Origin of the sequence: Alkalicella caledoniensis (genome assembly GCF_014467015.1) — a bacterium.
Lineage (GTDB): Bacteria > Bacillota > Proteinivoracia > Proteinivoracales > Proteinivoracaceae > Alkalicella > Alkalicella caledoniensis.
In genome coordinates this window covers 241,350-263,208 of record NZ_CP058559.1, presented here as the reverse complement: position 1 = coordinate 263,208, position 21,859 = coordinate 241,350, and the positions used below count along the sequence as shown (strand labels likewise).

The following is a 21,859-nucleotide window of genomic DNA, read 5'->3' as shown; positions in this document are numbered from 1 at the left end:
TCATTTTTCTCTAACAAAGGTAGTTTATTATTAAGGTAACACAAACTTAGGAGGTTTTAAAAAAATGAAATTTTTTAAGAAAAGTCGTTTATTAACAATTACTATGAGTTTGGTTCTAGGAATGGCATTACTTACTGGATGTGGTAGTGAAGATGAGTCTCCAGGAGAAACATTAAGTGGGACAATTACCATGGCTGGGTCAACTTCAGTTCAACCACTTTCTGAAGAATTAGCAACGGCATTTATGCAAATTCATAAAGATGCAAGGCTTGAAGTTTCAGGGGGAGGTTCTGGTGGTGGAATCAAAGCAGCCCAAGAAGGAGCAGCGGATATTGGAGCATCTTCTCGTTCCCTAAAAGATGATGAAAAAGGTGTTGTAGCTTACACAATTGCCATAGATGGTATAGCTGTAGTAGTTCACCCAGAAAACGACATTAGCAACATGAGTCTAGAAGATATAACTAAGATTTTCCTAGGTGAAATTACTAATTGGTCAGAAGTTGGTGGCGAAGATGTAGATATAGTCGTAGTCTCTAGAGAAGAAGGTTCAGGTACCCGTGGAGCATTTGATGAGATTGTGCTAAACAATGAAGACTTAGCTAGCACCGCAATCATTCAAAATTCTACTGGTTCAGTTAGAGAAGCGGTTTCTAACGACATAAATGCAATTGGTTATGTTTCCATCGGTGGTTTAAATAACTCAGTAAAACCTGTTAAAGTAGACAATGTTGAGCCAACAACAGCAACCATCCAATCTGGGGCCTACTCTATTGCAAGACCATTCATTTATCTAACAACTGAAGGAAAAGAAAAAAGTGCTTTAACTCAGGCATTTATAGATTTTGTTCTTAGTCAAGAAGGTCAATCCATAGTATCAGAAAACGGATACGTTCCTGTAAAATAGTTAAAGAAATTAAATATCAGGTGAAAACAGGGTGGAATGGAAATATCACCCTGTATTCACTTGTATAAAGGGAGTGAAAAAATTGGAACCTACTATTAGTCCAATCCCAGGGAGGGCGTTACTAAATAGTTCAACAGGCACCAAATGGGAGTTTGAAGAAAAAATAGTTAAGATTTTGCTAATTATAATGGCCATGACATCAGTTCTTGCCTTAGGGTTAATTAGTTTTTTTGTATTTAGAGAGGGTATGCCAATTTTTACAAAGTACGGACTGTCTAGCTTTATATTTGGTACAACATGGAATCCTACAAATCAGATTTACGGAATTTTCCCCATGATTGTGGGTTCAATTCTTTTGACAATTGTTGCACTGGTCATCGGCGCACCAATGGGCATAGCAGTAGCAGTATTTCTCACAGAAATAGCACCCAAAAAAGTAGGACAATTTTTTAGGCCAGCCATCGACCTTTTAGCGGGGATACCGTCGGTTATATATGGTTTATTTGGCATGGTAGTAGTAAGGCAATTCATTTCTGAATTTACGAGGAATCACTTAGGAAGTACACTACCTGCAAACTACCAAACAGGGTATTCGATCCTTGCAGGAGGCATTATACTATCCATAATGATTTTACCTACAATTATTAACATTTCTGAGGATGCCATTAGATCTATTCCAAAGGAATATAAAGAGGGGGCATTAGCTTTAGGAGCCTCTAAGTGGCAAACAATATATAAGGTAGTTGTTCCTGCTGCAAAATCTGGTATCATTACTTCAATAATTCTTGGTATGGGTAGGGCATTGGGAGAAACAATGGCAGTAATTATGGTGGTAGGAAATACTGTTTTAATTCCAGAGCTAGGTTGGAAGGGATTATTTTCACCAGTTAGAAGTATGACAGGAAACATTGCAATTGAAATGGGATATGCAGGTCCCGAACATAGGCAGGCACTATTTGCAACTGGAATAGTATTATTTATTTTTATAATGATACTAAATTCAGTTACCACTGTTATAGCTAAAAGGGGGAATGCCAGATGACGAAAGCTCAAAAAAGTCAATTTATTGCCTTTGGGTTTTTAAGTTTGATAGCCATGTTTACATTTGTAATACTTCTGGCAATATTATTTTACGTACTAAGTAGAGGGCTTAGTATGATAAGTTTAGAGTTTCTATTAGAACATCCAAGAAAGATGGGCTCTGAGGGTGGTATTTATCCTGCAATTATAGGCACCGTATACCTAGTTGCAACAACTTTAGCAATTGCGACTCCATTGGGAGTGGGAACTGCTATTTTGATGAATGAGTACTTGCAGGATGGTCCATTAAAAAGGACAATAAGATTTGCCACAGAGGCATTATCAGGAATTCCATCTATAATTTTTGGGTTATTTGGGTTTGCTTTTTTTGTAATTCTTTTGAAGCCTATAACAGGTGGATGGTCGATTATCTCTGGGGCTTTAACAGGAGTTACCATGATTTTACCTGTTATTATACGTGCGTCTGAAGAAGCATTAAAAAATGTCCCCAATTCATTAAGGGAAGGTAGCCTTGCACTAGGAACAACTAGGTGGTATACCATAAAGAAAATAGTGTTACCTATAGCATTTCCGGGTATATTGACTAGTTTGATTTTATCTATAGGTAGAGTAGTGGGGGAAACTGCGGCTTTTATTTTAACCCTAGGAGGTACCTTACTATTACCTAGAAATATCTTTGATGGAAGTAGGACACTAGCTTTACATCTTTACATGGTAGCTATGGAAACAGGTAATATGGATGTTGCATTTGGTACAGGAGCAGTGCTGATTTTCTTAGTATTATTTATTAATTTCACTACCGGATTCTTATTAAAGAGGTTAGTAAAGAAATTCTCATAAGTGTGAAAAAAATGGAGGCGAGAACAACATGCAAAATACTGTATATAGCACCCGCAACCTTGAAATATATTATGGTAATGACCAAATTATCAAGGGTATTGACATGGATATCGATGAAAAGCAAGTAACTGCTATAATAGGACCATCAGGATGCGGCAAGTCAACTTTTTTAAAAACTTTAAATAGGATGATAGACATTGTTCCAAATTCGAAAGTAGTGGGAGAAATTAAGTATAGAGAGCAAGACATCTATCATGAAAAAGCCAATGTTGTTACACTAAGGCAACAGGTTGGCATGGTATTTCAAAAACCAAATCCTTTTCCAAAATCAATCTTTGAGAATATAGCCTTTGGACCTAGGATTCACGGGATAAAGGATAGGGCTAAACTTAATGAAATAGTAGAAAAAAGTCTGAAGTCCGGTGCTCTTTGGGATGAGGTAAAGGACAAATTAAACTCTTCAGCATTCTCCCTATCGGGAGGACAACAGCAAAGGTTATGCATAGCAAGGGCCCTCGCTGTTGAACCTGATGTGCTTTTAATGGATGAGCCATGCTCTGCCTTAGACCCCATTGCTACAGCCAAGGTAGAGGACTTGATTACTAAACTTAAAGACAAGTACACCATCATAATCGTAACCCATAATATGCAACAAGCTGCAAGGATCTCTCAAAAAACAGCTTTTTTCCTAAGTGGTCATGTAATTGAGTATGGAGAAACATCTCAAATGTTTACTAAACCTAAAAATCAAAAAACTGAAGACTATATAACCGGTAGATTTGGTTAAGGAGTATATAAGGAGGAGAGAGAAATGGAAGTTAGACAGAGTTTTCATGATGAATTAAATCAATTGGTTATAGACCTGTTAATTATGGGTGATATGGTTGAGCAAAGTATAAAAAAATCTGTTACTGCCCTTAAAAATCAAGATATTGAGCTAGCCCAGCAAGTAATTGAAGAAGAGCATAATATAGATGAAATGGAGCTTAAAATTGAAGATAACTGCTTAAAACTAATAGCCATGCAGCAGCCCATGGCTAAAGATTTAAGGAAGATTGCAACAGTCCTAAAGATAATCACAGACTTAGAAAGAATAGCCGACCATGCCAATGATATTGCTAGGGTGTGTATTAGAATAGGCTTTGATCCATTAATTAAACCACTGGTTGATATTCCTAGGATGGCAGAAAAGGTACAGGCCATGGTGAAAAAGGCCCTAGATGCCTTTGTGAATGAAAACGTTGAGCTAGCCCATGAAGTCTGTACAGATGATGATGAAATAGATAGCCTCCACGATCAGATTTTCAGGGAACTACTAACTTATATGTTGGAAAACCCAAAAAATATATCTCAAGCAACTCAACTTCTTTTTGTAAGCAGCTACCTTGAAAGGATAGGTGATCACGCAACAAACCTTGGAGAATGGCTGATTTACATGGTAACAGGTGTAAGAAAAGAGCTAAATGATTAAGATATTGTCTTTACGAGGCCTCAAGAAAATATTGTTATAGAAACTGACGAGTCGTTATTGAAAATTAAGTGAAAGTACCCTAAAAAGAAAAAAAGATAAGCGGACGCTTATCTTTTTTTCTTTTTAGCTAAGATTTCTTCATAGATATCCTGAGGTAATGAGGCAATTTTACCAGAACCCCAGAAAGATACATCATCAATGGCAAAAAGCCTGCTTTTTTGACCATATTTAAAGTCTACTATACAATTTCCACCTTTACTGGTAATTTGGGATGCAATTTCTTTCTTAACATCGTTAAGATTTTTCAGCTGAGCACCAAATTGATAACCTAAATCAATATGTACATCCCCTAGTATAGTAGCATTAGGGTTGTTACCCTCAACAAATATTATATCCTGAAAAACAGTAGTATAAGCCATTAATCTTCTTCTCTTTCTAGTATTGCAACAAACTCTTGACGATTCCCCCCAAAACCTGGTATATCGGCTGTGGCACAGCTCCGTAGCCTCCATCCTTGTTCGGCGTAGGCATTCAAAGCATCCTCTAGCTTTGCAGGGTCAAACTTTCCAGAAAACCATTTATCCTTTTGAGTTAATACTTTGTACCTAAACATTCTCCAATTCCCCCTCAATATTACAAAATTATAAGAATATTGTAACACGAGATCAACCTACTATCAATACTGCGAAGGGAAATATGCCTTGAATATTGATCCTTGTTTAGACATCACTATATGTAACACATTTTGAACCCTAAAGTCTCCTTTATGATGAATTTTATAACTAAAAATTTGTATTTAATTTTAATGTTTATCTCAAAGGGAGGAAATTAACGAAAAATATTGAATTAAATATACATGGGAATCTAGGGAGTGATCTGGCACAAGGTCATTATTATACTTATAAGGAAAGTTATTTTAACTTAGTTGTTTACCTCTCATAAGTATAATATGTAGGCGTATCTATAAATATAGGATCTCAAAGGGGGAAAGGGTATGGATACTAATCAAATGACAGTTTTTCAAAGGTTTATGCAATCTTTAATGTGAACCCCTTTTATATTATATACGGTGCTATTCTTTTGTTAGTTGTTCTATGGACGGGAAGTTTGTACGCCGGGATAATAACACATGTGGGAAAGAACTTTTACTTCTTACTACACAACTGGTTCAACCCTGGTGAATACCTTTATAACCCAAATAGTTATTTGTTTGTTATCTTTCTTGTGATTTTGTTTATATTATTTAAAACTAGGTCCTATGATGCATTGGATAACGAGAATCCCTACTATAAATATGACGAGATTTTAGATGATGAATATGAAGCAGTTTAATTATATAAAAACCAGAAAGCTGACAGTTTTTTCAATTGTTTTTCTTATACTGTTTTTATGGTTTGGGTTTGGTTATGATACAGGAAACTATGTAATATTACCTGGAGAAGTGGTGGGCTTTAGGGAGTTCATAGAAATGGAAGGACACTCTGCATTGGATGAAGAAATATACATCCTTACATATTACCAATATAAAGCTTCACCATTCTTTTATATTTATTCAAAAGTGAACCCAAAAGTAGATCTTTTGCCAAAGGAGTCAGTTGTAGGACATGATATGAATGTCAGGGACTTTTATGATGTGAATAATAGAATTCTAATTGACAGTCAAATGAAAGCTAAATATGTGTCATTTAGCTTTGCTGGTTATGCCCCTGAGATTAAATCAGAAGGAGTTTTTGTACTAGATGGCCTTGACTCCTATAGCGCATATGAAATATTAAAACAGGGTGATATCATATCAAGTATCGATGGTGAAGAGGTTTTCACCAATGAAGATCTGAGGGAAATAATTAGAGAAAAGGAAATAGGAAGTAAAGTAACCATGGAGGTTCTAAGGAGAAATACCTCAAATTATAACGCAAGATTAGAGCCAATTACCCTAGAGGTACCCATAGGTGGTACAAACACACCACAACTAGGTATATGGACCATAAACTATAATATGGAGATATCTACAGATATAAATGTTAAAATAAAAGATAGCAAGTTGAGGGGACCATCAGGTGGAATGATGACCACCCTGGGGATTTACAATAATCTAGTTGATGAAGATCTAACTAAAGGATATAAGATAGCGGGAACGGGACAAATAAACCTTGACGGCACTGTTGGTGGTATATACGGTATGAAACAAAAAGTCTATGCTGCAGAACGGGAAGGAGTACAGATTCTTTTTTGTCCTGAGCAAAACTATGAAGAGGCAATTGCTGCTGCAACAAAAGTAAACATAGTTCCAGTTTCCAATTTTAGTGAAGTTGTAGAATACCTTAATAGTTTGAACAAGAGCGATTTCTAAAATTTTTCTTTTATCACGGTAGATTTGCTAGTCTTAAAATTTGCAGGGTAACATCCCTATTATGTCGAATATAAAATATAAATGTTTACATTATAAATACGGGGGATAAGAAAATGTTGAGATATGACTGTTTGATAGTGGATGATGAGAAGGCTCTATCACAAAGTACCTGTGAATTCTTCAATATGTTTGGTATAAAGACCTATTGGGTAGCGGATAAAGCTTCTTGTTTTGATTTTTTATCAAAGAACAGGGTAGAACTGATTCTGTTGGATATAAATCTAGGACAAGATTCTGGATTTGAAATTTGCAAAGAGCTGAGAAGGACCATGGATGTACCTATTTTGTTTATCAGTGCTAGAAGAAGCGATGATGATATACTCCTAGCCCTTAATATCGGTGGTGATGACTATATCCAAAAACCATATTCCCTAAATATACTCATGGCCAAGGTTAAGACTGTTTTAAAAAGATACAGCTCTAATGGAGAAAACAATATAGTCTTTGGCAGCTTTTCCCTGGACCTGCAAAGGGAGAAGCTTATGCAAGGTGCTAATGAAATCAAATTAAAGGCAATGGAATATAAGCTATTGGCATACTTAGTCCAAAATAAAAACCGAACCATTACCAAGGATGAACTTTTTCAAAAGGTATGGGGGGATGTAATTACTTCAGAGGGAACGCTGAACGTGCATATAAGAAGGCTGCGTGAAAAGATAGAGGAAAATCCCAACGAGCCACGTTTTATTAAAACCGTTTGGGGTACGGGATATGTGTTAGAGAGTGGATTTTAAAATGAACTTTAAAAGACTAGTAGTTATATTTTTGGTTGTTATACTAACCTGTAGTGGGCTTACCCTTTATGCTTTTAAATATAGCGGGGAATACGAAATTGACGTTCCAGCTGTTAATGACATTGCAAATTCCCTTGCAAATGGATGGGTAAAGCTGGAAGATAATCAGCTACCGGGCTTAAATTATAAAATGGATTATGTTGTACTTGATAATAAAAACCAGTTCCTTATAGCTACAAGAAAGGGCTTAAATAATGATTTGGGCTCTGCAATACGAAACAGGGACATAATTTTAGATATAAAATTAGAGGATGAAGTGCTAGGCAAATTAATAGTATATAATGATTCAAAGACCCAATGGATTGCATTTAGAAATCGCATCCTTGTATATACTTATTTACTGATAATTTTTCCTGCAGTTATATGTTTATTATACTTTGCTTACATTGACAGGAAAATTATACTTCCCTTTAGAAAACTTCAGATCTTTGCCCGCCATGTGGCAGAGGGCAACTTAGATATGCCCCTTGAAATGGATGAGGGGAATTTGTTTGGAGCATTTACCGAAAGCTTTGACCTTATGAGGGAGGAGATTAACAACTCAAGGGCAAGGGAAAGTCTCGCCAACCAGAGTAAAAAAGAGCTTGTTGCTTCACTTAGCCATGATATAAAAACCCCCGTGGCTTCAATTAAGGCTGTTACGGAATTGATGCATATAAAAACACCAGATGAAAGCCAACGAAGGCAATTGGAAATAATTAATTCAAAGGCTGACCAGATTGATACACTGATAACAAATATGTTCAATGCATCCCTAGAGGAACTACAAGAGCTTAAGGTTGTATCTTCAGAACACACCAGCGATATTTTCTACGATCTAATTAAAGCTGCAGATTACAATAATCTTACAGAAATTGCAAGAATTCCCCAGTGTATTTTTTTAGGGGATTTATTAAGACTAACCCAGGTCATTGATAATATAATTAGCAACTCCTATAAGTACGCTGGCACCTCCATTTATGTGTCCTCTGTTATAAAGGGTAAGCACCTTGAAATTGCTTTTAAAGATTATGGTAAGGGAGTTTCCGAGGAGGAAAAGCCACTACTTTTTAATAAATACTTTAGGGCAAAAAATTCCAAAGGTCAAAATGGCACAGGTTTAGGGCTATATATATCTAAGTATATGATGGAGAAAATGGAGGGAGATATTTATTGCGAAAATTCCCAGGATGGATTTACTATGGTGTTAAAACTTTTAATTCCTTAAAATATTTAAGGATTAGTTAAGGATTAGGTAAAGACCTGTTAAGGAATTTTCAACTATAATAAGACTGTAGGTAAAACAGTCTTATTTTTTTATGAAAGGGATGTTAATTATGATGGATAAAGATGTAACTAGTGGTAACCCTATAATAAGTACAGATAAGCTTTGTAAAACATTTTCATACGGTGGTGTGCAGCAACATATTCTTAAAAACCTTGACATTGAAATATATGAGGGGGATTTTACTGTAATCATGGGTTCTTCTGGGGCAGGGAAATCAACACTGCTTTATGCATTGTCAGGGATGGATAAACCAACCTTAGGAACAATTAAATTTAACCAAAGTGTAATTTCAGACTTATCTAACGATAAGCTTGCGGTTTTTAGAAGATTGAATTGCGGTTTTGTCTTTCAACAAATATATCTCATGGATAACATGAGTATACTGGACAATATCCTTATAAGTGGCCTCCTTATTAGTAGTGATAGAAAGGCTATTGCTGAAAGGGCAAAGGATTTGCTTACACAGGTAGGTCTAAACGAAACAATTTGGAATAAGTTTCCATCTCAATTATCAGGGGGAGAAGCCCAGCGCGCTGCCATTGTTAGAGCGTTGGTTAATAACCCAAAAGTAATATTTGCAGATGAACCCACCGGTGCACTAAACTCCGGGGCAGGTAAAGCTACCTTAGATGTATTAACAGAGGTCAATAATAGGGGGCAAAGCATTATCATGGTTACACACGATATAAAGTCCGCAAGGCGTGGTAATCGTATTTTGTATATGCGTGATGGTTCAATTCAAGGGGTTTGTGACTTGGGTAAATATGTTAGTGGCGATAAAAACAGGCAGGATAAACTACATTCATTCCTAAATGAAATGGGGTGGTAAAATGGGTAAGATATTTATGCTTAGTTTTGCAAATATCAAAAAGAGTAAGGGTCATGCTGTGTCAATACTTCTCTTGTTTATAATTGCAGCAATGCTCTTAAATTTAGGACTATTAATTTTAGTAAATTTTGGAGGTTATTTTGAAGATATAATTGAGGAGTTGAATTCTTCGGATGTCTATTATTTGATGCCCGACAATCTATACAGCTCCAAAATAGATGAGTATATCAACAGTAATGATAATATTGAAACCCTTCAAAGGGAAAGTGCCATATGGGTAATGGGGACCATCCCTTATAACGGCAGTTTTCGTGATAGCGTTTTCCTTATTAACAATGCCCGCGGGACTAGGAATATTTCAAATTGGAAATTTGTTGGAGAACACCTTCCCCCTGATTCAATGTCCATATATGTTCCATATGTAATGAAGGTTGACGGTGGATACAGTTTGAACGATGAGTTTATGATGGAACTTAAGGACATTACCTTAAACTTTACCATTAAAGGATTTATAGAGGATGTATTTTTTAGCTCCTTAGATACAGTAATTATGGGAGTTTACCTGCCAAACGATACCTACGAGACTGTTTTAGAAAGACTGGGAGATGAGCACAACGCTACCTTGATATTTGCTAATCTAAGGGAAGGTAATAACGACTTAGAAAAAGGAATAAGGGATATTATCAGAGAGGATAACCCCCATATTGCAGCTTATGGAAATTTTAATCCAAATAATTTTTTAAGTTTGGAACTAGAACATGTAAAAATGTCCCGTTCCATGATGGCTGGTGGCATATCGGTGATGATGATAGCCTTTTCAACCATAATTACTGTTGTTTGCCTTATTGTTGTACGATATAGAATTGTAAATAGTATTGAGGAGGATATGACCAAGATTGGCTCCCTTAAGGCAGTGGGCTATACCAGTAAACAAATAATACTATCCATTGTTACACAATTTTCCATTATATCCCTTATAGGGAGTGTCGGGGGAATTTCATTATCATACCTGGCAACTCCTGTACTATCAAAGGTTTTTGCCCATCAGTCAGGATTAAGATGGGAGCAGGGGTTTGATGGAGTGATTAGTGCCATCTCACTATTTGTTATACTATCTATTGTGGCTTTAGTTTCCCTTATGGCTTCATGGCATATAAACAAACTTAACCCCATAGTAGCTTTAAGGGGAGGAATTATGACCCATAGTTTCCGCAAAAACCATATGCCCCTTCACAAAACTAAGGGAAGTCTACCTTCTGTTTTAGCTTTCAAACTAATGCTTCAAAATATGAGACAGAGTATTATGATAAGTATAATTTTCATGGTTGTTTCTTTTGCAAGCGCATTTGCCTTTGTTATGTTTTACAATTCTACCATTGACACAACAGCATTTGCAGAAATTCCAGGGGTTGAACAGTCCCATGTCATTGCAATGTTTAACAATAGTGCTGATAGTACAAGTACCGTTGAAAATATCAAAAACTTAGAGAATGTAAAAAAGGCTCAGTTTATTGATACAACTATTGTAAAGTATGGCAATAGAGAAATAGTATCCTTTGTAATGGATGATTTTTCTGAAAAGGTAACCAATACAGTCTATGATGGTAGATATCCCATTCATAGTAATGAAATTGTTGTTTCAGGATACCTGGCTAATAGTATAGACAAAAGAATAGGGGGTAGTATTGTGCTGGAGGTGGGAGATAGGCAAGCAGAGTTTATCATCACAGGTTTATCTCAAGGGGCTCCTAGGGGTGAGTTAAGTATTGTTAGTATCCAGCATCAAGGTATTTTAAGGCTATTTCCAGATTTTCAGCAGCTAGACCTGCATATATACCTTGATAAAAATATTGAATCATCAGAGTTTAGAGATAAAATTGAGAATCTTTATGGGTATTCCTTTGCTACTACAATTGATATGTATAAAGAGTTTCAGGACGGGATGGGTCAATTTTCATCTGTATTATCAATGGTTGGTATTACAATATTAGTTATTACGTTATTTGTGGTGATTCTTGTTTTATACTTTGTTATTAACTCCTCTGTTATTAGGAAAAAACATGAATTGGGCTTACAAAAAGCCCTCGGATTTACCACATTTCAGCTTATGAAACAGCTTTCCTTAGGACTTTTGCCTCCTATTGTAATGGGTGTATTCATAGGAAGCATGTTGGGGATGACTCAAACCAATTCCATAATGACAATTACCCAAAAAACCATGGGTATTATGAGGGCAAACTATATCATTACCCCTTCTTGGATAATTATCCTTGGAGCCATTATTGTATTAGTATCCTATGTATTCTCCATGCTTATTACCTACCGGATCAGAAAAATCACCGCATATTCACTGGTAAACGAATAAAGGTCCTGGGTTAAATAATAAAGGAAATAATAATAACCTTAAGGGTAGATTGTCATTGACATTCTACCCTTAATAATGTCTTATTTAGCATGCCCCCTTCTTTCTAAATATCTTTTATCCATACAAAGAGTTAAATATTCATTCCATTTAATGAAGATGAATATAAATGCAATATACTTTGACTATAATATGGAATCTTTTCTAAAAAGCTGTAACTTTTTTGACTCTTTTTCGTCTATAATATTAAGAGCCTGGGTCATTATTATAATTACTATGAAACTTTGTAAAAGCAGATAAATGCTTTGATTTGTAAAGTAGTGCTTAAAGTAATGAGGGTTAAGAAAATGATTCAAATATCAGCTCTAAAAATTTTGATACGAGGGGGCAACAAAAATGAAAAAAAAGGGATTGAAATACTTAATTGTTATTCAGATGTTCGTTATTTTTTTATCTGCTTGCAGTAATAGCATAATCATCACAGATAGTTCACTACGTGCTGAAGAAAATTCAAAGATAAAAGGTGGAATAACCATAGAAGAAGCTATGGATTATTATCTATGGGAGATAGAACCTTCAATGGGTCTTAGGGGGAATTATTTCACTGGAAGATATAGAATTATTGACACGATAGAGACTTCTGAAAAGGTAACTGTATACGCTTGGGTTATCTCTACATGGGTAGATAAAAAAGGCAATACCATATCCGGTGGAAGTGGACTACATGAAATTGGGTTTAAAAAAGAAGGAAACTCACACATATATGAAAACCAGCAATATATAAAAGTTCCTGAGTTTCCCTATGTACCTCAGAAAGTAAGTGATATCCTTAGTAATGATGATGGGGAGATTTACAGTGATTTGATGGCAGAAATAGACAAGGATATCGAAAACTATGTAAAATCACAATAGAAAAATACCCCCAGCTAATATAGTCATATCTCCCTAAAGTTGATTTACTAAAATACCTTCCCCTTAGTTTGATACATTTTTTTACTCACTTGGGAAGGTAAATTAGATGTTGGTGTTGAATTTAAATGTAGATCAATTTTATGGAAAAAAGACGATGTTATAAAAATAAGGGGGTAGTTTTATATGTCTCAAATTAAACTAATAAAACCTACTATGGGATATGCCAAGGAAATTATGAAATATAGGCAAGAATTTCTTGACTCAGGTGATGACCTAGCGGGCTGTGGTAACCTACGCCTATGTTCTTCCGCCCAGGAATGGATTCATGGGTTAAACATCCTTGAGAATAAAGATACTTGCCCAAAAGATAAGGTTACTTCAAATACCTACTTGGCAATAAGACATAGTGACAATAAAATTATCGGTATTATTGACTTCAGGCATCACATTGATCACCCAATTCTAAGTCTTTGGGGAGGACATATTGGTTATTCTGTCCGACCTTCAGAAAGAAGAAAGGGATACGCAACGCAAATGCTTAGAGAAAATCTTGTGAATTGCAAACAACATGGTTTAGAAAAAGTTCTTGTGTGTTGTGATTTTGATAATATTGCAAGCAAAAAAACAATATCTGCTAATGGGGGCATATTTGAAAAAGAAATAATGGTAGATGGAGGTAAAATAGAGCGTTATTGGATTCAGTTATAAAAAGCAATAAAAGCCACCTAAGTGACTTTTATTGCTAGCTCATCATTGTTCCCTATATAGACTGCATTTCATATATTTTTTGAAGGGCATTTATTTGCTCTTTTTTTGCTTCAGGTGATTTTGCAAACATATAATAACCTACAATTCTATATCCGAATTTTAAAAGGATCATCTCCCAGATATAGTCGTCATCAATCAATGAAATATCAACATATTCTGAAATACCTTTATAATATGCAGGTACAAGCTTGCCATAGTATTCAACTAGATAATCACTATCTGTCTCGTCTACGATTAAGCTTGCTATGTCCTCACCCATAAAGCCCCATCCGGATGTGTCCCAGTCAATAAGGTAACTTTTTCCATTGGTATAAAATATGTTTTCTAGCCAGAGATCCCTATGGCATAGTACCACAGGAAGGTTGCTTATTTTCTCAAACACTGTTTCAGCTTCGTTATCCATATCAATAAGCATCTGACACAGATGTTGAGGTATTTCACAATTAAGGGAGCGAATATATTGATACTCCACTGTTTGATGATCCCACTGGTTATAATCATTTTTCATGAAATCAGTCTTACCTAAATTTGAGATGTTACTTAGTGAAGCTGGATTTTCCTTAAAAAGTTTGCCTTGAAAGCGTCCAAGTTCTCTCGCCGTATGTTCAAGCATTTCAATTGTAAGATCATTGCCTGATAGGCCTTCGATAAATTCCATCCATATCTGTGTTACATCGCCGTTTATCTCAGCATGATAGCATTTAGGCCAACTGAGTAAATCAGAAAAAACGGTGCTGAAGTCTGAAGCATAGAGGTCGTATTCTCTACGCCATGACGAAACATCTCCATATCTTTCCCATTTTTTTTGTATCTTCAAGACAAGCTTATACGGAAATTTTTCACCATTTGTGGTTTCGGCAATTCCCGTTATTAGTTGTACATCTCCCACATCACCACCGTGGAGTTTTTGTATTTTGTAATCTGTGTGAATTATTTTTTTGCCGTGGGATTTAGATAAAACATAGTTTATTTTTTCAATCATTTTTATTCTCCTTTATCTTAAGTAATATGCTTATTAGTTCAATTGACTTGAGTGCTAACTACACATTCTTGCCATAACACCATTAATTTTAACAAATATAACATTATAATTTTTTGTGTGTTTCCTGGAAATGGGGGGATAGTTGTAATTTATTTGAGGCAGAGGGAAATAGGTCTAGAAAAAAGTGGTCTATTATAATCATAGACCACTTTTCATTTGTGTTAGAAGTTAACTTGAGGTGCATCCTGGTGCTCTGGATTCTCTTGGATAGTATCTACCCTTTCAGCTCCCATAAATCCTGCTACAATATTACCTGGAAAACGTCTAATTCTTTTATTAAATTTAACAGCTGCTTCGTTATAACGCCTTCTAGACGTAGCTAACCTATTTTCTGTTCCTTCTAGCTGATCCATTAAAGCAATAAATTGCTCATTAGCTTTGAGTTCTGGGTTATCTTCAGAGAGGGCTAAAAGTCTACCCAATCCTTGCTCAAGTTCCCTTCTAATCTCTTCATTGCCACTGGACATGGGATTACCTGATAAGCTAGCTCTTGCCTGTAATAACTTATCATATATTTCTTGTTCATGTTCAGCATAACCTTTAACTACACTTACTAAATTGGGTATTAAATCGTACCTTCTTTGTAAATCTACATTTACATTACTCCTAGCCTCATCTACATTTTCTTCGAGGCTAATTATTGAATTGTAGGTGAACATAAAACTTAAACCAACAAAAACTAAAATTAATAGGATAACAATTGGAACCATTGAAAAACTTTTTCTTTCAACTTGCATAATTTTTTCCTCCCTTAATAATTACCATTTTCTTCCTGCACCACCGCCGCCACTAGAGCCTCCTCCAAAGCCACCAAAACCACCTTTAGAGCCTCCACCACCAAATCCACCTCTGGTTATATGGTTAGTGCGTCTTGGTATCACATATCTTTTATCTGAGGAGTAGTTACAATGATTACAGTGTTTATTTTTCATACCATATCCATTGCTCATCATAGATGGATGCTTAAGTATCGTTGTCCTAACAGTTAATTTCTTTTTGCACTTAGGGCACCTGTTAGCAAAAAAACTGACAACTAAGGTAATTCCTATTGCACAAACAACCAAAATAAAAATAAGATATCCTGGTACATCCATATCAGATCCATATCCATCCTGAGGAATTGTTCTATAGTCAGTGTCAATTTCCAATTCTTTATACTCCGCTAAGTGAGCCACCATGGCGTTGACCCCGTTAACTAATCCCTGCTCTAAGTCATTGGCTCTAAAGTGAGGAAGAAAGTATGTATCCAACATATTTCCTACCCTAGCGTCCGTTAAGACGTGTTCCAGTCCATAGCCAACTTCCACTTCTATACTGTTTTCACCAGTTACTAATACTATCAATACACCTTCGTCATTTTTTGACCCTACTTGCCACTTTTCAAACAGTCTAGTGGTATAATCCCTAGAATCAGCTCCGTTTATGGTCTCTAACACTGCAATAGCAATTTGAATACCAGTTTTCTCATCGAGCTGTGTCAATAAGCTTTCTAAGTCATTTTTACCCTGACTACTCATTATGTTATCGTAATCATTTACGTATCCTGTAGCATCAGGATACTGGATTTCCTCACACCCCATTAATAATAAGACACTAAAAACCACTACAAGCAATAATTTTAATTTGCGAATTTTTCTCCCTCCTAACCTTTACTACATTAGTATATAATACTCCGAAACAATTAAGAATCCTGCAATTAATCTTGTTAAATTTTTCTTAACAAAAATCAAGATGGAAGATGTAAAAAATAAACTATTTATAAGCACATTAATCATCTTCAAGGCCCTGCGTCAGATAAGGAGATAGTGGAAATAATTTAGCCACAGCAAACTCCTTGTTCTTGGCGAATTTCTCCTTATTTGATCGAGGTCTGACAATTAACCTATGGATGGGTAATTGTCAGACCTCGGAACTTTTACATGCCAAAGAACATACTATACTAATAACATCACACCATGTATATGTGAGATGGAATTAGTAAGGAGGTTTGAGCATGCGATTTAATCCAAGTGATATACCGAAAATAGCTATAACAGGTAGTGTAGGTAAAACAACAACTAGGGAAATGCTAGGATCCATATTAGATGTTAAGTGGAAGGTTCTTAAGAATAGTGAAAATAAGAACTTACCCCTCCAAAATAAAGCTGCTTTGAACAACTATAATTCTTCATACAAAGCTATACTTCTAGAAATGGGTATGGGCCAGCCAGGTGCAGCAAAACGGCACTGCAAAATTATTGAACCAAATATCGCTATCATAACTAAAATAGGTAGAGCTCACTATGGAAATCTTGGAAATAGTATTGAGTCTACCGCAAAAAACAAGTCTGAGTTGATTAAGTACATGCACCCTACAGGGACGTTGTTGATAAATGCTGATGACGAGAACTCCAGGTTATTAGAAACTGATAAATTTAAAGGGGAAATAGTAACCATAGGAATTGCAAACAAAGCTGATTACCAAGCAAGTGAGGTAGAGTTTTTGGAAGATGGAATGGGGTTTAAAGTTGGAGAAAATAGTTTTTTCGTTCCCACCTTTGGAGTTCATAATGTTTATAATGCTCTATTTGCCATTGCAACTGCACATAGACTTAAGTTTAGCATGGACGAAATTAGAAAAGGTCTAGAAAATTACCAAGTACCAACAAAGAGATTAAACTTTCACTTTTTAAAAGAAAACTCCATATTGATTGACGATACAGTTAATGCAAACCCTGAATCCGTAAAAACAGCAATAGATGTTTTAGCTGAAAAAGGTAAGGGAAGAAAGAAGATAGTTGTACTTGGGAGTATGAAGGAGCTTGGAGATTATGAAACTAGAGGACATATGGAAGTTGGACAGTATTTAGTCCAAAATAATGTTGATTTTATATTTACCTATGGGAAAGAGGCAGAACTTATAGGTGTTGGGGCAATTGAAAAAGGTTTTCCCAAAGACAGAGTAAGACATTTTGATAACAAAACTAAGCTACACAAAGAGCTATGTGTAGCTATCGAGAAAGAAAGCATTATTTTAGTTAAGGGATCTAGTAAAATGAGAATGTATCAAACTATAAGATATATAAAAGATTATCTTCAATATACTCTTTGTATAGATGATAACTTAAGAGGTCCTTATATAAAAATGAATACTTATACTTTTGAAAGCTTAGGTGTTGAATCCAAATATATAAATTTACACTTTGGTGCACTAGTAAAGAAACTTGAAGTGCATATAGACCCTAAAGCAGAAAATGGGACTATTACATTACCTAAACAATTAAATGAAACTATAAGTATTCCAGATGTAACATACGAATACCATATGGAAGGAAATCATTTACATTTGGGGCCGCTCATTGGCATAATCACTCTACCGAGATATTTTGACAATCCACGTCAACAAATTTTACGTTTTACCAATTACGACAACATAAAAGGACTTATCTTTATATGTAAATTGACTACAATTAAACGTAAGAGACAAACAATTGATGGTCTTTATTATAATCCCAAGACCAATGATTTTGAACAAGGAGTATTCCCATATCCTAACGCATTTTACAATCGCGTTGGGTTAAAAAAAGCAAGCTACACCCATCTTAAGGAGCATATAGGTGCAGCAATATTTAACTACCCCTATGAGAACACTGATAAGTGGTCCTTCCACAAGATGATGATTAAAAAACATGATATATCTCCACACTTACCCCATACAATGAATTACAGTAATAGTAAAAGCTTAATAGAAATGTTACGTGACTTCCCATCAGTATATATTAAACCATCTACCACTGCTGGAGGTTACGGTATTATTCATGTGGAAAAAAATGAAAAGCATTTTGTAGTAACTGATTCTGCAGGTAATAGGCAGGTTGTATCAAGCCAAAATAGTCTTATACAGAAACTTAAAGGACAGATGGATAAGGGAAGGAAGTATATCATTCAACAGGATATACCTTTTAGGTTTGAAGGTTCTAAGGTAGATTTTAGAATGTATATTCAAAAAAATGAACTTAAGGACTGGATATACACCGGCCTTGAAACTAAGGTGGCTAATGAGGGAAGTATTATATCAAACTCAAAAAATAGGAAAACTGTTTTGCCTGGAAAAGAAGCTTTGACTCAAATTTTCTGTTTAAGTGAAGAAGAAGCAACAAAGAAGATAGAGGAAATAAGTGCTTTATTTATAAAGGTGTTAAATGTATTGGAAAGAAAAAGTCATATAGGAGATTCTGCCATAGATTTTATTATAGATGAAAACCATAAGGTTTGGATACTTGAAGTACAGTTAAACTATGCTGCAGAAATTAAAGCTTTCCGTTCAGAAACTGAGCAGAAAGTATTGCCATATATACTTCCAACACCATTAGAATATGCAAAATCCTTGACAGGCTTTTAAATACTTTAAGGGGTCATGCTATGTAGCCTGACCCCTTAAAGCACCCGGGTCAGGCTTGAGTAAATCAGTTTCTCAAATAACCTCACGAATCAAGGAAGTTCACAGCAATAGAAGGAAATCCCTGTTAAAGGTTGAATAGTTGAACTAATCACCTAAGATATGATCAAGCTTGAGTAACTAAATTACTCAAGCCTGACCCAGGAATTTACAGGAATTTAGAGAAATATAGATAGAAAAGGAGGTTAGGACTTTGAAATATTTTAGCAAAGCATCATACTCAAACAGTGAAACATATAGGGAAAAAAATCACCGTAGAATCGCCTACGATGCTGCATGTGAGGGTATAGTACTCCTAGAAAATGACGGCACGCTCCCAATAAAGGTAGGTAACATTGCATTATACGGTCCGGGGGGATTACATACAATAAAAGGTGGCACAGGTTCAGGAGAGGTGAATGAGCGAAATAGTGTAACCATATTACAAGGATTGGAGAACGCTAAATTTACTGTTACTAACCAAGCCTGGCTTTCAGATTACAAAGAGGAATATGCTATAAAGTTAGCTGCCCATAATGCTAAGGTGGCAAAAATGGCTAGGACCCTATCCATAAGTAAAATAATGAATGCAATGGCAGAACAATTTTTGCCCCCTTATGGACGTGAGATTACTAAAGAGGATGTAAAGGAAACTGACATAGCTATTTATGTTGTCTCACGCCAAGCAGGGGAAGGTGGGGACCTTCGTGTGGATAAAGGAGAAAATAGCCTGAGTTCCACTGAAGTCGCCCAACTAAAACGATTAAATGAGCTCTATAAAAAGACTATCCTAGTTATAAATACAGGATTCCCAATGGACTTATCCCTACTGGATGATGTTAAAGGGCTAAATGCCATTATTTACTTTTCTCAACTTGGGATGGAGGGTGGTAATGCCTTGGCAGATATACTATCTGGCAAGGTATCACCATCAGGGCGACTCAGTAGCACTTGGGCAAAGAAATATGAAGACACCCCATTTTCCCAAGAATACAGCTACTTAAATGATAACCTAGATGATGAATACTATAAGGAAGGGATTTATGTTGGTTATAGATACTTTGATTCCTTTGGGGTAAAACCCCGCTATGAATTCGGTTACGGCTTAAGCTATACCACCACGGAGATTACTGTTACTGGTGCGAAAGCAAACAAAACTCAAATGCAAGTGGATGCAAAAGTCACAAATACAGGGAAACATTGCTCTAAAGAGGTAGTACAGCTTTATGCTTCTTGTCCCCAGGGAAAATTGAACAGGGAATATCAATCATTGGCTGCCTTTGGCAAAACAAAAGAACTGCAACCGGGGGAGAGCGAAACCCTGACTCTATCCTTTGATATGAAGGACCTTGCAGGATTTAGTGAAAATGACGCCAGCTTCATTCTGGAAAAAGGGGAATATATTCTTAGAGTGGGACATTCATCCCGCAAGACACGTCCCATTGCTGTTATATCCTTAGCTGAGGATTCTATAGTTTCTAAACACCAAAACATATGTCCAGTGAAAGAGAAGTTTGAAGAAATTAGTCCACCTCAGGTGAACTATAAGGATAACTTAATCGACGCAATATACCTAAAAATCAAAGCCGCTGACATAGAAACCATTACATATACTTACAAAATTCCTTCCGTATACCATGATGAAAAGGTAGACGCCATTATGAAGAAATTCACTATTAAGGATATGGTGGATGTAGTGGTTGGGGCAGGAATGTTTTCATCCAAAAATAAAGTCAATGTTCCAGTTCAGTGGGCAATACAACCTCGAAACTTTACAAAAAAGGACTTATAAATGTAGCCCTGTGTGATGGACCTGCAGGACTTAGGTTGTCCAGGGAATCCGGTGTACTAAAAGATGGAAATACAAAGCCCTATGAAATGCCACTATCTTTCCTTAACTCTTTACCAGGATTTATAAAGAAGTTTTTAACAGCTAACCCAAAGAAAACAAAACCAGTATATCAGTTTGCCACAGCCTTTCCTATCGGAACTGCACTGGCTCAAACCTGGAATAGGGAACTGTTACTATTCATAGGTAGAGCTATAGGGGTGGAAATGCAGGAATATGGTGTTACTTATTGGCTCGGCCCCGCTATGAATATCCAGCGTAATCCATTGTGCGGAAGAAATTTTGAATACTTTTCCGAGGATCCACTGCTATCGGGAAAAACTGCTGCCCATATTACCACTGGAGTTCAAGAGACGGAAGGTGCCTATGTAACCATTAAACATTTTCTATGCAATAACCAAGAAGACAATAGAAATCATGTTTCCAGCAATATCCATGAGCGTCCCTTGAGGGAAATATATCTAAAAGGGTTTGAAATAACCGTAAGGGAAGGGAAAGCAAAATCAGTTATGACTAGTTATAACAAGGTTAATGGCGTCTACACGCCTAACCTCTATGACTGTTGCACCAATGTACTACGCAATGAGTGGGGCTTCCAAGGAGTTGTAATGACTGATTGGATGTCCACTGGGAAAAACCGTGCATCTGCTGCTAAATCCTTGTCTGCGGGAAATGATTTGATCATGGCAGGGATGAGGGGAGATAAAAAGGACATCCTTAAAGCATATAAATCAGGGACATTATCTAAAGAAGATATTGAACGCTGCTGTGCAAATGTTATACGAAGTATTGTGTACAGCAACGTTGCTCGCGAGGTAACTCCTGAAATGTTTGAAAAATAGGAAAAATTTAGAGGGCTTCTCCCCTTAAGTATCGAATTAGTTTGTTATCCGTTATGGATATTTCTTAGTGGTTACATTCACCTCAACAATCTACATCAGAAGTATTAAATT

General features: G+C 36.0%; 21 protein-coding genes. 16 read left to right on the top strand and 5 right to left on the bottom strand.

Going from position 1 to position 21,859, the window contains the following annotated elements:
• The first annotated feature begins 64 nt into the window (after positions 1–64).
• From HYG86_RS01330 to phoU, 5 genes are all read left to right on the top strand, one after another.
• The gene (locus HYG86_RS01330) at positions 65–904 is read left to right on the top strand and encodes a phosphate ABC transporter substrate-binding protein (protein ID WP_213167174.1); all 840 of its coding nucleotides are present in this window, start codon (positions 65–67) and stop codon (positions 902–904) included.
• Positions 905–1,007: 103 nt separating this feature from the next.
• Positions 1,008–1,946 (top strand): phosphate ABC transporter permease subunit PstC, encoded by a 939-nt coding sequence (gene pstC, locus HYG86_RS01325; RefSeq protein ID WP_281391317.1) that lies wholly within the window; start codon positions 1,008–1,010, stop codon positions 1,944–1,946.
• The gene (pstA, locus tag HYG86_RS01320) at positions 1,943–2,785 is read left to right on the top strand and encodes a phosphate ABC transporter permease PstA (RefSeq protein ID WP_213167173.1); all 843 of its coding nucleotides are present in this window, start codon (positions 1,943–1,945) and stop codon (positions 2,783–2,785) included. The genes pstC and pstA overlap by 4 nt, the downstream gene beginning before the upstream one ends.
• A 28-nt stretch (positions 2,786–2,813) precedes the next feature.
• On the top strand, positions 2,814–3,572 hold the full coding sequence (gene pstB / locus HYG86_RS01315; RefSeq protein WP_213167172.1) for a phosphate ABC transporter ATP-binding protein PstB: 759 nt from the start codon (positions 2,814–2,816) through the stop codon (positions 3,570–3,572).
• A gap of 24 nt (positions 3,573–3,596) precedes the next feature.
• The gene (phoU, locus tag HYG86_RS01310; RefSeq protein WP_213167171.1) at positions 3,597–4,256 is read left to right on the top strand and encodes a phosphate signaling complex protein PhoU; all 660 of its coding nucleotides are present in this window, start codon (positions 3,597–3,599) and stop codon (positions 4,254–4,256) included.
• Between the two features lie 107 nt (positions 4,257–4,363).
• Here the strand turns inward: phoU and HYG86_RS01305 are convergent, their stop codons facing one another.
• Both HYG86_RS01305 and HYG86_RS01300 read right to left on the bottom strand, forming a co-directional pair.
• The gene (locus tag HYG86_RS01305; protein WP_213167170.1) at positions 4,364–4,675 is read right to left on the bottom strand and encodes a hypothetical protein; all 312 of its coding nucleotides are present in this window, start codon (positions 4,673–4,675) and stop codon (positions 4,364–4,366) included.
• Positions 4,675–4,869: a DUF4177 domain-containing protein gene (locus HYG86_RS01300; RefSeq protein WP_213167169.1), complete on the bottom strand. Its 195-nt coding sequence runs from the start codon at positions 4,867–4,869 to the stop codon at positions 4,675–4,677. The genes HYG86_RS01305 and HYG86_RS01300 overlap by 1 nt, the downstream gene beginning before the upstream one ends.
• A 518-nt stretch (positions 4,870–5,387) precedes the next feature.
• Between HYG86_RS01300 and HYG86_RS01295 the strand changes: the two genes are divergently transcribed.
• The 8 genes from HYG86_RS01295 (at position 5,388) to HYG86_RS01260 (ending at position 13,538) form a co-directional block, all read left to right on the top strand.
• The gene (locus HYG86_RS01295; protein WP_213167168.1) at positions 5,388–5,588 is read left to right on the top strand and encodes a hypothetical protein; all 201 of its coding nucleotides are present in this window, start codon (positions 5,388–5,390) and stop codon (positions 5,586–5,588) included.
• The gene (locus HYG86_RS01290; protein ID WP_213167167.1) at positions 5,566–6,606 is read left to right on the top strand and encodes a S16 family serine protease; all 1,041 of its coding nucleotides are present in this window, start codon (positions 5,566–5,568) and stop codon (positions 6,604–6,606) included. Before HYG86_RS01295 ends, HYG86_RS01290 begins: the two co-directional genes overlap by 23 nt.
• Positions 6,607–6,719: 113 nt before the next feature.
• Positions 6,720–7,400: a response regulator transcription factor gene (locus HYG86_RS01285; protein ID WP_343064168.1), complete on the top strand. Its 681-nt coding sequence runs from the start codon at positions 6,720–6,722 to the stop codon at positions 7,398–7,400.
• A gap of 1 nt (position 7,401) precedes the next feature.
• A complete protein-coding gene (locus tag HYG86_RS01280; RefSeq protein ID WP_213167166.1) occupies positions 7,402–8,667 on the top strand; it encodes a HAMP domain-containing sensor histidine kinase in 1,266 nt (421 codons plus the stop codon).
• A 109-nt stretch (positions 8,668–8,776) separates the two neighbouring features.
• Positions 8,777–9,556 (top strand): ABC transporter ATP-binding protein, encoded by a 780-nt coding sequence (locus tag HYG86_RS01275; protein ID WP_213167165.1) that lies wholly within the window; start codon positions 8,777–8,779, stop codon positions 9,554–9,556.
• Between the two features lies 1 nt (position 9,557).
• The gene (locus tag HYG86_RS01270) at positions 9,558–11,921 is read left to right on the top strand and encodes an ABC transporter permease (RefSeq protein ID WP_213167164.1); all 2,364 of its coding nucleotides are present in this window, start codon (positions 9,558–9,560) and stop codon (positions 11,919–11,921) included.
• Between the two features lie 393 nt (positions 11,922–12,314).
• The gene (locus HYG86_RS01265; RefSeq protein ID WP_213167163.1) at positions 12,315–12,830 is read left to right on the top strand and encodes a hypothetical protein; all 516 of its coding nucleotides are present in this window, start codon (positions 12,315–12,317) and stop codon (positions 12,828–12,830) included.
• A gap of 183 nt (positions 12,831–13,013) precedes the next feature.
• A complete protein-coding gene (locus tag HYG86_RS01260; RefSeq protein WP_213167162.1) occupies positions 13,014–13,538 on the top strand; it encodes a GNAT family N-acetyltransferase in 525 nt (174 codons plus the stop codon).
• A gap of 52 nt (positions 13,539–13,590) precedes the next feature.
• Here HYG86_RS01260 and HYG86_RS01255 read toward each other — a convergent pair whose 3' ends face one another.
• The 3 genes from HYG86_RS01255 to HYG86_RS01245 all read right to left on the bottom strand — a co-directional run bounded on the left by HYG86_RS01255 (position 13,591) and on the right by HYG86_RS01245 (position 16,244).
• Positions 13,591–14,580 carry an aminoglycoside phosphotransferase family protein gene (locus HYG86_RS01255; protein ID WP_213167161.1) on the bottom strand — a complete coding sequence of 330 codons (990 nt, stop codon included), beginning with the start codon at positions 14,578–14,580 and terminating at the stop codon, positions 13,591–13,593.
• Positions 14,581–14,801: 221 nt separating this feature from the next.
• The gene (locus tag HYG86_RS01250) at positions 14,802–15,377 is read right to left on the bottom strand and encodes a LemA family protein (RefSeq protein WP_213167160.1); all 576 of its coding nucleotides are present in this window, start codon (positions 15,375–15,377) and stop codon (positions 14,802–14,804) included.
• A 21-nt stretch (positions 15,378–15,398) separates the two neighbouring features.
• The gene (locus HYG86_RS01245) at positions 15,399–16,244 is read right to left on the bottom strand and encodes a TPM domain-containing protein (protein WP_246451943.1); all 846 of its coding nucleotides are present in this window, start codon (positions 16,242–16,244) and stop codon (positions 15,399–15,401) included.
• Positions 16,245–16,633: 389 nt separating this feature from the next.
• Here HYG86_RS01245 and HYG86_RS01240 point away from each other — a divergent pair, with 389 nt between their 5' ends.
• The 3 genes from HYG86_RS01240 to HYG86_RS01230 all read left to right on the top strand — a co-directional run bounded on the left by HYG86_RS01240 (position 16,634) and on the right by HYG86_RS01230 (position 21,748).
• Positions 16,634–19,021 (top strand): YheC/YheD family protein, encoded by a 2,388-nt coding sequence (locus HYG86_RS01240; RefSeq protein WP_213167158.1) that lies wholly within the window; start codon positions 16,634–16,636, stop codon positions 19,019–19,021.
• Positions 19,022–19,271: 250 nt separating this feature from the next.
• A complete protein-coding gene (locus tag HYG86_RS01235) occupies positions 19,272–20,849 on the top strand; it encodes a glycoside hydrolase family 3 C-terminal domain-containing protein (RefSeq protein WP_213167157.1) in 1,578 nt (525 codons plus the stop codon).
• Positions 20,807–21,748, top strand: a complete 942-nt coding sequence (locus tag HYG86_RS01230; RefSeq protein WP_213167156.1) for a glycoside hydrolase family 3 protein — start codon at positions 20,807–20,809, stop codon at positions 21,746–21,748. Before HYG86_RS01235 ends, HYG86_RS01230 begins: the two co-directional genes overlap by 43 nt.
• Positions 21,749–21,859 lie beyond the last annotated feature (111 nt).